This is a genomic window from Ruegeria sp. E8 (assembly GCF_056533985.1).
The window spans coordinates 73,720-86,135 of record NZ_JBQFOY010000004.1; the positions used below are offsets into that span (position 1 = coordinate 73,720).

A 12,416-nucleotide genomic window follows, 5' to 3' on the forward strand; every position below is an offset into this window, starting at 1 on the left:
ATGGCTTCGGTGTTGCCCCGTGGGGCGGTGACTTATGTGGTGATCTCCAGCCCTGCCTTGCCGCACACATCGACGATGTGGTCGTAGCCCATTTTGGAGTACTCATAGGGTGGTGCCTTGGCCGGGTCCTGTTCTGCCTCAACCACGATCCAGCCGTCGTAGTCCATTGCCTTGAGCGCGTTAGCGACCGCCTGAAAGTCAATGCAGCCGTCGCTTGGAACCGTGAAGGCCCCGCCCACGACTGCATCCAGAAAACTGTGGTCGTTCTCGCGGGTTTTCTGCACGATGTGAGGGCGAATATCCTTAAAATGCACGTGATGCACCCGGTCGCCCCAGCGGTTCAACGTGGCCATCACATCGCCGCCGCCAAACAGAAGGTGACCAGTATCAAAGCACAGGCTTACCTCGGGGCCCGACCCGTCCATCAGCCAGTTCACGTCATCCTCACTTTCGATAATCGTGCCCATGTGGTGGTGATACGCCATCGGCATGCCCTGATCGGCCATCCATTTCGCCAGTTCCGTGATCCTGGCGGCATAGGCTCTGACCTCATCCCTAGAGAGCTTCGGGCGATGGTTGACCGGAGTACCCATCTGCCCCTGCACAGTGTTGGAGCATTCGGCATACACAATGCACGGGCTGTTCAGGGCGACGAACTGTTCGACCTGCTCACGCACCGCCTCACACTCGGTCGCGAAGTCATTGACCAGTGACGCACCGGAACACCAGCCGCCACACAGCGCGATGTCATTGGCATCCAGATAAGCGCGCAGCCCTTCGGTGTCGCCGGGCATCCGCTGGCCACGCTCGACCCCAGTATAGCCGATTTCGCGGGCTTCCTTCAGTGCCTGCTCCATCGTGTAGGCCGCAGTCAGATCCGGCAGATCGTCATTCTGCCAGGCAATCGGAGAGATACCGATCTTCACGCTCATTTCGTGTTTCTTTCCTTGATGGCGACTTCATAGGCCGCGCGTTTTTCATTCACTTCGGGGCGGGTGCTGACCTCGGGCACCGCCACTTCCCACCATGTTCCGCCATATTCAGTCGAGGGGTACGGGTCGGTATCGATCACCACGACGTAAGGGCCTTTGACCTCGCCGCGTTTGGCCAACGCGTCCTCGAGCTCGGCAATTGAGCCGACCTTGACCGAAGTCGCCCCCATCGCCGCGGCATGGGCTGCAAAGTCGATGGCTGACGCCGTCTCATGAACCGTGTGATCCAGCAGGTTGTTAAACTCGGCCCCGCCTGTGCCCATCTGCAAACGGTTGATGCAGCCAAAACCACGGTTGTCGGTGACGACAACGGTGAAGGAAATACCCATCATCGCCGCTGTCGCCATTTCGGAATTGGCCATCATGTACGTACCGTCTCCGGTAAAACAGATCACGTCGCGATCCGGCTGGGCCAACTTGATCCCCATGGCACCCGCGATCTCATAACCCATGCAGCTGAAACCATATTCCATGTGATAGGCACCGGGGCGCGGCGCTTTCCACAGCTTGTGCAACTCACCCGGCATCGTGCCCGCAGCACACATCGCAACAGTGTTTTCATTGGCCGCCCGCTGTACCGCGCCGATGACCTGCATATCCGTAGGCAGCGCGTTGCTGTCTGTCGGCGCATCGGTCAGCGCGTCAACCTTGCCAAACCAATCGGATTTCAACGTCGCAGGTAGTTCCGGCGCGCGATGGTCGCCCAATGCTGCGGTCAATTCACCCAGACCGACCCGAGCATCAGATTGCAATGGCATCGCGCCGTGCTTTTCGGCGTCGTAGGCGGCGGTGTTCAAGCTGACCAATTCCCGCTCAGGGTTCGCGAACAATCCCCATGACCCAGTGGTGAAATCCTGAAACCGGGTGCCGACCCCCAGAACCAGATCGGCCTCGGCACAGATGTCGTTGGCGGGTTCGCCACCCGTGACACCGATGGGTCCGAGGTTCAGCGGATGATCCCAGGCCAAGGCAGACTTGCCCGCCTGCGTCTCGGCCACCGGAATGTTGTGCGCCTCGGCAAAGCTTTGCAGCGCAGCCGTCGCGTCCGAATAGTGCACGCCGCCACCAGCAACGATCACAGGACGCTTGGCCGCTTTGATTGCGGCAACAGCCCGCGCCAATTCACCTTCGTCCGGACGAATACGACGCTGATACCAGACGCGCGGCTCAAAGAAGCTTTCGGGATAGTCGTAAGCCTCGGCCTGCACATCCTGACAAAAGGCCAGTGTCACCGGCCCGCAATCTGCGGGGTCCGTCATCGTACGGAAAGCACGCGGCAGGGCCGTCAACAGGTGTTCCGGGCGCGTGATACGGTCGAAGTACCGGCTGACCGGTCTGAAACAGTCATTCGCACTTATGGTCCCATCCGAGAATACTTCGGGTTGCTGTAGCACCGGATCGGGCCCACGTGTCGCAAACACATCGCCGGGCAGCAACAAAACAGGCAAACGGTTCACATGCGCCAACGCGGCAGCCGTGACCATATTGGTGGCCCCCGGCCCGATCGACGAGGTCACAGCCATTGCGCGTCGCCGGCCCAGTTGCTTGGCATAGGCAATCGCACAATGCGCCATGGTCTGTTCGTTATGGCCGCGATAGGTCGGCAAACTGTCTTTCACGCCATGCAGCGCCTCACCCAGTCCGGCCACGTTGCCGTGGCCGAAAATCGCCCAGACACCTGCGATAAAGGGCTCTCCGGCCTCGTTCATCTGCGCCCCAAGATAGCGCACCAGAGCCTGCGCCGCGGTCAGTCGGACTGTCTTGCTCATCATGATCCCTTTCAACACAACGCCGCCAATGGCGGTCCGCGGGTTTTCTCATTTGCGAAGGTGTCAGGCCTTTTACCAGAGCCTGAAAACAGAGTGGCGTCAGGTGCCACAACCCGATGGATGCCCCCGTGGGGGCACCCGAATTTTAAGATGTTTAGATCGTACCGCCCAGCGAGCCTTCCAGCTCGGCCATTTCCTGACCACCTGCCATCAGGTCCTGCAGCTCTTCGGGGGTGATTTCACCTCGTTTGGCCGTGCCCAGCGTTTTACCACGGTTCAGCACGGTAAAACGGTCACCCACCGCAAGCGCATGGCGCACGTTGTGGCTAATAAAAACAACACCGACGCCTTGGCTGCGCACCCGGTCGATAGTGGCCAGAACATTGGAAGTCTGACGCACACCAAGAGCCGAAGTAGGTTCGTCCAGGATCAAAATCTTGGCACCGAAATACACGGCGCGGGCAATTGCGACCGTCTGACGCTCACCACCTGACAGGGTGCCAACGGCCTGATCCGGGCCGCGCAGGTTGATGCCCATCTTGCGCATCTCTTCCATGCAGACATGATTTGCCTGTTCGACATCGAACCGCTTCAACAGGCCTTTGCCCTTGGTCGGTTCGCGCCCCATGAAGAAGTTTCGCGTGACGCTCATCAGCGGGATCATCGCCAGATCCTGGAACACCGTTGCAATGCCCGCTTCCATCGCGTCCCGAGGGGTGTCGAAATGCAGCGGTTGGCCTTCGAAAAAGATCTCACCCTTGGTGGGTTTGTGCACCCCGGACATGGTCTTGATGAAGGTCGACTTGCCGGCACCGTTATCGCCCAGCAAGCAGTGGCATTCACCCGGTTTGACGTCAAAACTGACGCCCGCCAACGCGATGATGTTGCCAAAGTGCTTTTCGATGTCTTTCATCTGAACGATGGGCGCCTGATCACCGGCGGCATCGCCATGATGGAACTTGGTATCTTCGGTCATATCAGCGCTCCCCGGTTACGCGTTTGCGGATCGCGTTGTTGAACAGAACCGCAATCAACAGCATCGCGCCAAGGAAGACCTGGAACCAATCCTGATCGAAGTCCGTATAGGTCAGGCCGATGACGACCATGCCGAAAATAATCGAGCCAAAGAACGCCCCAATGGCCGAGCCATAGCCGCCTGTCAGCAGACAGCCACCGATCACGGCAGCGATGATCGCCTCAAACTCTTTTTGGAAACCACGACGCGCATCGGTCGAGCCCGCGTCGATCACGGTTATGATGGCCACGAGTGCCGCACAGCAGGCGGTGAGCATGAACAGCGAAACCTTGACCCGGCTTACAGGTACACCAGAGTTCGACGCTGCCGTGCTGTCACCGCCCGACGCGAAAATCCAGTTCCCCGCAGGAGTGCGCAACAGCACGTAAGTGGCCGCAAGGGCCAGAAAAATAAACCACAGGATTTCGACCGGGATACCGGGCACTTTGGGCGCGCCGCTTTTGAAGGTATCGATCATCCCGTTGGAGGCCAGCCAAGCGAACAGGCCGCCGAAGGCTTCGCCCGAAAAGAACGGCGCCAGCCAATCGTTTTCAACCGCATCGCGCACGCCGCGCAGCTGGGTCGACCCTCCGGTCGCGGCCTTGAGCCCGACCAGTGACAAACCACGCAGGATGAACAGGAAGGCCAGAGTCACGATAAAGGACGGCAACCCGGACCTGATCACGATGTTTCCGTTGATCGCACCGACGCAGGCCGCAAACACAAATGTCATGGGAATGGCGACGATCAAAGGCAATTGCCATGTGACCACGCAAACCCCAAAGAACAGGCCCGCGAATGCCACCATCGAACCGATGGACAGGTCAAACTCGCCCCCGATCATCAGAAGGGCCGCGCCGATTGCCAGAATACCCAGCTGAGCCGCTGGGGTCATGAAATTCATGATCCCGGCCAGGGTAAACATCGACTCGTCTGCCGTGATTGCGAAGAAGATTATCACCAGGACTACACCGGCCATCGCACCGAGTTCGGGCCGCTTCATGAGCTTGGTCATGAAAGGTTCTTTTTTGACCCTTTCGTCTCCGGCGATTTGAGCTGAGTCACTCATCGTTTCCTCCCATTTGGGTTGGAACGGCGCTGCGGCGCCGCTCCGTTTTGTTCAGGTTCAAGAGCAGATCAACGAATGCCCTGTGACGACAGCTCGATCACCTGAGCAGCCTTGTCCTGAGTGATCAGGTTCGGACCCGAAGGAACATTACCACCGGGCATCAGGCCGTATTTGGCGTGCAGACCCATGAAGTTGACCGACAGGTACCCTTGCAGATACTGCTGCTGGTCGATGGCAAAGGCTGCGTCACCGTCCGCGATCGATTGCAGGAAGTTGGCCGACAGGTCGAAGGATGCAACGTTCACATCACGGCCCGAGCCTTTGACGGCTGCAACAGTCGGCTCGCCGGCCGAGCTTGCACCCAGTGCCATCACGGTATCAACCGCCTCGTTAGCGGCCAGAGCGGCGGCAACCTTCGACTCGATTTCCGATGGGTCGTTCGAGGTCGGCAGAACTTCGACATTACCACCAAAACCTTCTGCAAAACCAGCGCAGCGCAGGTCCAGTGCAACGTTACCGACTTCGTGGTTCACACAGATCGCCGTTTTACCGCCCATCGAAGCCAGTTCCTCACCGGCGGCCTTGCCGGCATCGAACTCATCCTGACCCACGTGCAGCAACGCGCCCAGCTCTTTCGACACATCCGAACCCGAGTTGATCGAGATCACCGGGATACCGGCGGCAACAGCGCGTTCGATTGACGGGCCAAGCGCATCCGCATCTGGGATCGAAACGATCAGGCCGTCGGGTTCCTGGTTCACCGCAGCATCGATCAACTGCGACATGGCCACCATGTCAAAGGTTTCTGGCGCGCGGTATTCCACGTTCACGCCGACGTCCTTACCGGCTTGCTCAACGCCGTTTTTCACAACGTTCCAGAACGCGTCATTGGCCTGGCCGTGCGACACGACCACGATTTCCTGCGCAAATGCTGGTGTAGCAAGGGCCAGTGCCCCCGCAGCAAGTGCACCTTTAACGAATTTCTTCATTTCAGTTTCCTCCCAGTGGTTCAGTTTGATCTTCTGTTGGGGTCCCGGCCCCAATCATCCGGCCTTGCCGAATCTCAGTGGCTGCGGCGTTGGGCCGAGCTAACGTAAGTTTGAAGCATTTCGATCATTTTGCAACCGGTTTCAAAATTTCTTCCAGCCGAACAGGTTTTCCTGCCTGCGCCGACAGGGTTGCAGCCTCAGCCATCGCCAACGCGGCTACCCCGTCCTGCAAGGTGACCGGAACCTCGGACCCGCCTTGGACGGCTTCAACAAAAGCAGCCCACTCGACCCGGTAGGCAGGCATGTAACGTTCCAGGAAAAAATAAGTTGGCTTTGCCCCCACAACGCCGTCCACCGTCGATTTTACGACGGTGTTTTCCAGCATGTTATGCGCTTGTAGCAGCCCTTCGGACCCCAGCACTTCAACCCGCTGATCATAGCCATAGGCGGCCCGACGCGAATTCTTGATGACCACAATCTGGCCATCCGCATAAGTCATTGTGACCGCTGCCGTATCCACATCACCGGCAGCACCGATGTCCGCATCCACAAGCGAAGATCCGACCGCCGATATCGTCTTGGGCACATCACCCATCAGAAAATTGGCCATGTCGAAATCATGAATCATCATGTCCCGAAACAATCCGCCCGACACTTTTACGTAGCTGACAGGAGGGGGGGCCGGATCAAAGGAAGTGATCGACAGCAACTCTGCCTTGCCGATTTCACCAGCGTTCAACCCGGCTTTCAGGGCCGCGAAATTGGGATCGAACCGCCGGTTAAACCCAATCATCACAGGCTGGCCGCGATCTGAGACAGTATTCAGACAATCCATTGCGCGTTGCAGGTCCAAATCAACAGGCTTTTCACACAGAACGGCTTTGCCCGCGCTTGTTGCAGCCTCAATCAGATCAGAATGCGTGTCCGTCGGGGTTGCAATCAGAACCGCATCAATGCCCGGATCGGCAATGATTTCGTCAGAATTACGTGCATCTGCGCCGTATTCATTGGCAAGGCTTTCCGCGGCCTCGGGCACGGCATCAGATATTGCACTGAGTGTGCTGCCCGGATGGGATGAAATAGCCTGTGCGTGAACACGCCCAATGCGTCCGGCACCCAGCAATCCGACGTTCAACATGCAACTCTCCCGAATCTTGTTGCTGTGCGTAACAATGATTCTCTTTGCAACCGGTTGCAATATATTTTTTCGCAACTTCGCTACTATTGTGCTGTGAAGCCCGAAAGACCCCATGGAACTCTGCAAACCGTCCCTGCCTTCTTGTTCGTCGGTGGTATCTCGCACGCTGAAATCCGCGCAAAAAAGGCCCTACGGGAATCCCCCAATTTCGCAAAAGGGTGAATCAGGTTAAAGATTGGTTAAGGAACACACATTACCACTCTGTGACCCCTTAGAGGGGCTGGCACGACCCCCTCGCCCAGCCCCTCATACCACACCAAGCAGCCACAACAGCGCCATGCAAGATTGTCCTGCATACGTGTTTGATTTCTGTTCGAAAATGGCGATCCCTGAAGGACTCGAACCCTCAACCTGCTGATTAGAAGTCAGCTGCTCTATCCAGTTGAGCTAAGGGACCGCTGCACCCTTCTTGCGGTTTTTATGGGCGAGGTTCAAGAGCCAAGCGCATGAATGCGCTGTTCGGGTCGTCACTGTACCCGAAGATGGGCCCGCAATAGGAATAACCCAACACTTCGTAGAGCTTGCGGGCCGCATCATATTCCCGAAGATGGTCTGCCCCGGTTTCAAGAACCAAGGCTTCGACACCTTCATCACGCGCCAATTCGGCCAGGTGATTCATTATCACGCGCGCCAGCCCACGCCCCCGCGCCTGTGCAAGGATATGCACCGATTTCACCTCAGCCGTACCATCGGGCAACGCTTTCAACGCGCCGCACCCCAAAGGGTGTTGCCCTTCGTAAATCGCCCAGAACCGTATCCCCGGTCCGGCCAATGCTTCGGCGTTCATCGTGTGGTTGCTTTCCGCAGGCCCTGCCGATTCGCTGTGGGCAAAATGAGCTTCGACAATCGGGCGCAGTGCGTCCGAGGTCGGATCAGCCTCGCGGATGTCGATCATTCAGTGAGTCCACGGGCTACGCCGATCGGTGGCAAAGTTTTCACCGTACCCCCGTGCGCGCAGGTTGGGCTTGCGCGTGTGCGGTTCGCTGACCTGCGCATCGATCCCATTGTCCTTGGCGTAATCCATCGCCTCTTTCTTGGTGTCGAATTTGAGGCGAATCTGGGTTTGCGTGTCATCGGACGAAGTCCAACCCATCAGCGGATCAACTTCACGCGCAGATGACGGGGCGTATTCCAGAACCCACTTGCGGGTCTTGGCCATTCCCGAGGTCATCGCATTCCTTGCGGGCTGGTAAATCCGTGCGCGCATGTCGCCTCTCCGTACTCACTTGGACAGGAATGTTTATGCGCCACGCGGGACCTGCGGGCAAGTCCGCAATTGTCGCAATTTCCGGGTTTGCAAATGCCCCCTTGAACAAGAACAAAAACAGACCAAAATCAGGCGCGAAAGGAATCCCCTCTGATGGCCTATGCACATTCCGACAAGACCCAGCTGACCACCGAAGACGTCCGCGCCCGCCTGAAGTTGGAAGGCGGCAAGGAATTCGTGATGCATACCGAATTCAACCCGGCGGGCGACCAGCCAACGGCGATCAAGGAACTGGCAGGCGGTGTTCTGGACGGTGAGCGCGATCAGGTTCTGCTGGGCGCGACCGGAACGGGCAAGACCTTCACCATGGCCAAGGTGATCGAGGAAACACAGCGCCCGGCTATCATTCTGGCTCCGAACAAGACGCTGGCGGCGCAGCTTTATGGTGAGTTCAAGGGCTTCTTCCCCGAGAATTCGGTCGAGTACTTCGTGTCCTATTACGACTACTACCAGCCGGAGGCCTATGTGCCGCGGTCCGACACGTATATCGAGAAGGAATCGCAGATCAACGAACAGATCGACCGCATGCGCCACTCGGCCACCCGCGCGTTGCTGGAACGCGATGACGTGATCATCGTGGCCTCGGTCAGTTGCATCTACGGTATCGGCTCGGTCGAGACCTACGGAGCGATGACGCAGGACCTAAAGGTCGGGAAGGACTACGACCAGCGGCAGGTGATGGCCGATCTGGTCGCGCAGCAGTACCGCCGCAACGATCAGGCGTTTCAGCGTGGCTCGTTCCGGGTACGCGGCGATTCACTGGAGATCTGGCCCGCCCACCTTGAGGACCGCGCGTGGAAGTTCTCGTTTTTCGGCGAGGAACTGGAAACCATCACCGAATTTGACCCGCTGACCGGCGAACGCGCCGCCACCATGGAGCAGGTGCGCGTCTATGCCAATTCGCACTACGTGACGCCGAAACCGACGATGCAGCAGGCCATCATCGGGATCAAAAAGGAACTCCGCATCCGGCTGGACCAACTGGTGGGCGAAGGCAAACTGTTGGAAGCCCAACGTCTGGAGCAGCGTACCAACTTCGATCTTGAAATGCTTGAGGCCACCGGCGTCTGCAACGGGATCGAGAACTATTCGCGCTATCTGACAGGCCGCGCACCGGGCGAACCGCCCCCGACCCTGTTCGAATTCATCCCCGACAACGCCATCGTCTTTGCCGACGAATCCCACGTCTCCGTCCCGCAGATCGGCGGCATGTACCGGGGCGACTATCGGCGCAAGTTCACGCTGGCCGAACACGGGTTCCGCCTGCCGTCGTGCATGGATAACCGCCCACTGAAGTTCGAGGAATGGGACGCCATGCGCCCGCAATCCGTCTTCGTCTCGGCCACCCCGGCGAAGTGGGAGATCGAGCAGACCGGCGGCGTCTTTACTGAACAGGTGATCCGCCCCACCGGCCTGCTGGACCCAGAGGTCGAAATCCGCCCCGTCAGCATGCAGGTGGACGACCTGCTGGACGAAGTGCGCAAGGTCGCCGCCAACGGGTTCCGCACACTGGTCACCACGCTCACCAAACGCATGGCCGAGGACCTGACCGAATACCTGCACGAACAGGGCATCAAAGTGCGCTACATGCACTCGGACATCGACACGCTGGAACGCATCGAAATCCTACGCGACCTGCGGCTGGGGGCGTTCGACGTTCTGGTCGGGATCAACCTGCTGCGTGAAGGGCTCGACATCCCGGAATGCGGACTGGTCGCCATTCTGGACGCGGATAAGGAAGGCTTCCTGCGTTCGGAAACCTCGCTGATCCAGACCATCGGACGTGCTGCGCGGAACGCCGATGGCCGGGTCATCATGTATGCCGACAAGATCACCGGCTCGATGGAACGCGCCTTGGGCGAAACCAACCGCCGCCGCGCCAAGCAACTCGCCTATAACGAGGAGCACGGCATCACCCCTGAGACGGTGAAGAAGAATGTCGAGGACGTTCTGGCCGGTCTCTACGAGGGCGACGTCGACATGAACCGCGTCACCGCCACCATCGACAAACCGATGCACGGCGCGAATTTGGAGGCTCATCTGGACGGGTTGCGCGAGCAGATGCGCAAAGCCGCCGAGAACCTGGAATTCGAAGAGGCCGCCAACATCCGGGATGAGATCAAACGTCTGGAAGCGGTCGATCTGGCCGTCGCCGACGACCCCATGGCACGCCAATGGGCGGTCGAGAAAGCCTCGGAAGACGCGGTGAAATCACGTGGACGGTCAACGGCTGGACGCCCGGGGCAGCGGGGTGGGAATGTGAAGAGGCGAAAAAGATAAGAGCATGATGGAAAAAGAAAAATTTTTAAGATTTTGGAATAAACTAACCAGCGATCTACAGAGTAATCGTGACATTGAAAGTTCAAAACCGCTATTGGTTCATTATACCACGATTGACGTTATTCAGAAAATTCTGACAAAACCATGTTTGTGGATGTCCAGCCCTCTTAACATGAATGACCACCAAGAAGTGGGATTTCTCATTAATCGGGCAATCTTGGAAATTCATGCTAGTCCGTTACTAAGGGATGCTTTTGATAGCGAAAGCGTTCACAGAGAGTTTCTTTCCGCCCTGAATGGGCAGTACGATTATTTCGACACTGAAGAGGTTCTTAACCTTTTTATTACTTGCTTCTCAGAACACGACCCGTCCGAACTACCGGATGGTAAATTGAGCATGTGGAGGGGTTATGGTGATTTTGGAAACGGTGCCGCCATCGCTTTTGACACTGGTGCGTTAGTGCTCGAACAGAATTCTCCTCTTATTTTGTCTGAGGTCCGTTATCTGACGAATGAAGAAATCGTCGAACGCATCAGAGACATGATTTGCCGACTGGCAGCGGCAATCAAATCAGAAACCATCTCGATTGATGAAGCCGGGGGATTGGCGCATGTTGTTTTTCGCAGAGTGGCATTAGCTGCAGTTTTTGCAAAGCATCGCGGATTCAAAGAAGAGCGTGAGTGGCGACTTGTGTACATGCCCAATCTGGATAGTTCTGATAGATTTACTGGCATGATCGACTTCTTCAATGGTCCTAAAGGTTTGGAGCCGAAGCTCAAACTTGCTCTAACTGAAGATCAAGGTCCGGGTAGCCTCAGGTTAGACTTTGAGAATGTGGTTCATTCAATAATCATTGGCCCACGAGCGGCCTCTCCTCTTAGTAAACGGGCCGCAAGCATTCTTCTTGATAAGATTGAGAAACCGAACTTGAAGCCAAAACTGCAAGTATCGACCATTCCTTTTCGTACTTAGGAGGAATCAGAAACCACACTCCAACCTTGCAGGCCAGCGCTCCCTCCGCCACGTTTGAAATCACAAATTGTGATTCCAAACGGTTGCCATGACGAACCCTAAAAATCTGCCCTCCACGCATGAGGTCCAAAGCGCTATTCACCGAGTGCGCGGCACCCGTGTCGTACTGGCCGAGGATCTGGCGCAGTTCTACGGAAAATCCGTCAGCGCCTTCAATCAGGCCGTCTCGCGCAACACCGACCTGTTCGAGGGCTACCGCTTTCAGCTGACCGATGCCGAGGTTGCCGATTTGCAATCACAGAATGTGATCTCAAAGCCCAAGGGCCGCGGCGGGCGGCGGGTTAATCCGTGGGTCTATACGGATTACGGCGTGGCCATCGCCTCGGCCCTGTTCAAGGACCCGCGCGCGATCAGGATCACCCGGATGATCACCGAGGCCTTTGTTGACGGTGCGAACGCTCTGGCCGAAACCCCGCGCAGCGTGCCGGAAATCCTGCCACCCGAGGGTGCCCCCGCCCCGCTGCTGCCCAATGGTGAGCAGTTGCGAAATCTGGCCGAAAACATCCTCGATTCCGGGCAGCAGAGCCTTGTCGATTACATCGCCAACCCCACCACCAAGCGCCAGCAGGCGGTGGCGATGATCATGAAGACCCTGGCCGAGACCGCAGGCGAAGAGGTGCGCACCCAGCAGGAACGCCTGCGATTGCGCATCGCTGAACGGCTGGCCACTGGCGACTACGCCGATGACGACGACCGCAAGGGGTTACTAGAATTGCTACAGGCGATGAAAGGTTAGGGATACATGTCCGCTTTACCACAGCGCGGAAACCAGACCGAGCCAGTAGAAATTAACACATCAAGTCG

General features: G+C 57.6%; 11 protein-coding genes and 1 tRNA gene. 3 read left to right on the forward strand and 9 right to left on the reverse strand.

Features of this window, described 5'->3' with window-relative positions:
• Positions 1-32 precede the first annotated feature (32 nt).
• From iolE to ACR0LF_RS07205, 9 genes are all read right to left on the reverse strand, one after another.
• Positions 33-932, reverse strand: coding sequence for a myo-inosose-2 dehydratase (gene iolE, locus ACR0LF_RS07165; RefSeq protein WP_480582300.1), 900 nt, complete (start codon positions 930-932; stop codon positions 33-35).
• Positions 929-2,761, reverse strand: coding sequence for a 3D-(3,5/4)-trihydroxycyclohexane-1,2-dione acylhydrolase (decyclizing) (gene iolD / locus ACR0LF_RS07170; RefSeq protein ID WP_480582302.1), 1,833 nt, complete (start codon positions 2,759-2,761; stop codon positions 929-931). The genes iolE and iolD overlap by 4 nt, the downstream gene beginning before the upstream one ends.
• 154 nt (positions 2,762-2,915) lie before the next feature.
• The gene (locus tag ACR0LF_RS07175; RefSeq protein ID WP_480582304.1) at positions 2,916-3,737 is read right to left on the reverse strand and encodes an ATP-binding cassette domain-containing protein; all 822 of its coding nucleotides are present in this window, start codon (positions 3,735-3,737) and stop codon (positions 2,916-2,918) included.
• A 1-nt stretch (position 3,738) separates the two neighbouring features.
• Entirely contained in the window at positions 3,739-4,845 is a 1,107-nt protein-coding gene (locus ACR0LF_RS07180) for an ABC transporter permease (protein WP_480582306.1), read from the reverse strand.
• A gap of 68 nt (positions 4,846-4,913) precedes the next feature.
• A complete protein-coding gene (locus ACR0LF_RS07185; protein ID WP_480582308.1) occupies positions 4,914-5,834 on the reverse strand; it encodes a sugar ABC transporter substrate-binding protein in 921 nt (306 codons plus the stop codon).
• A 124-nt stretch (positions 5,835-5,958) separates the two neighbouring features.
• Positions 5,959-6,972 (reverse strand): inositol 2-dehydrogenase, encoded by a 1,014-nt coding sequence (iolG, locus tag ACR0LF_RS07190; RefSeq protein WP_480582310.1) that lies wholly within the window; start codon positions 6,970-6,972, stop codon positions 5,959-5,961.
• Between the two features lie 380 nt (positions 6,973-7,352).
• Positions 7,353-7,429, reverse strand: a tRNA-Arg gene (locus ACR0LF_RS07195).
• Positions 7,430-7,450: 21 nt separating this feature from the next.
• Entirely contained in the window at positions 7,451-7,927 is a 477-nt protein-coding gene (locus tag ACR0LF_RS07200) for a GNAT family N-acetyltransferase (RefSeq protein ID WP_480582312.1), read from the reverse strand.
• Positions 7,928-8,239 (reverse strand): ETC complex I subunit, encoded by a 312-nt coding sequence (locus ACR0LF_RS07205; protein ID WP_480582313.1) that lies wholly within the window; start codon positions 8,237-8,239, stop codon positions 7,928-7,930.
• A gap of 153 nt (positions 8,240-8,392) precedes the next feature.
• Between ACR0LF_RS07205 and uvrB the strand changes: the two genes are divergently transcribed.
• The 3 genes from uvrB (at position 8,393) to ACR0LF_RS07220 (ending at position 12,348) form a co-directional block, all read left to right on the forward strand.
• On the forward strand, positions 8,393-10,579 hold the full coding sequence (gene uvrB / locus ACR0LF_RS07210; RefSeq protein ID WP_480582315.1) for an excinuclease ABC subunit UvrB: 2,187 nt from the start codon (positions 8,393-8,395) through the stop codon (positions 10,577-10,579).
• Between the two features lie 4 nt (positions 10,580-10,583).
• Positions 10,584-11,552 (forward strand): DUF2971 domain-containing protein, encoded by a 969-nt coding sequence (locus ACR0LF_RS07215; protein ID WP_480627552.1) that lies wholly within the window; start codon positions 10,584-10,586, stop codon positions 11,550-11,552.
• A gap of 88 nt (positions 11,553-11,640) precedes the next feature.
• A complete protein-coding gene (locus ACR0LF_RS07220; protein WP_480582318.1) occupies positions 11,641-12,348 on the forward strand; it encodes an ORF6N domain-containing protein in 708 nt (235 codons plus the stop codon).
• Positions 12,349-12,416: the final 68 nt, after the last annotated feature.